Source organism: Pantoea sp. AS142 (assembly GCF_037152305.1).
Lineage (GTDB): Bacteria > Pseudomonadota > Gammaproteobacteria > Enterobacterales > Enterobacteriaceae > Pantoea.
The window spans coordinates 1-276 of sequence record NZ_JBBCMO010000034.1 but is presented as its reverse complement, the minus strand read 5'-3'; the positions used below and the strand labels follow the sequence as shown (position 1 = coordinate 276).

Below are 276 nucleotides of genomic sequence, written 5' to 3'. Positions count from 1 at the left end.
GTCGCTGACCGCGTTGCCGTCGGCGTTGGTGCCGTCGATGACCAGGGCGTGATCGCCGTCGGCCAGCGGGGCATCGGGGGTGAAGGTCCAGCTGCCGTCGGCATCCACGGTAGCGGTGCCGAGTTCGCTGTCGCCGTCGGAGACGGTGACGGTGGAGCCGGGCTGCATGCCGTCACCGCTGAGGGTCGGCGTGCTGTCGCTGGTGGTTGCGCCGTCGGCGATTGCAGTACCGGCGTCGTCGGTCAGGCCGGGCGCGGTGGCGCGGGTGTCGACGGT

The 276-nt window shown here is 72.1% G+C and carries 1 protein-coding gene; it reads right to left on the bottom strand.

The genetic code is table 11. The annotated features are described in order from the left end of the window. Positions 1-276: Ig-like domain-containing protein (locus WFO64_RS22425; RefSeq protein ID WP_337014407.1), on the bottom strand; the 276-nt coding region annotated here is incomplete at both ends.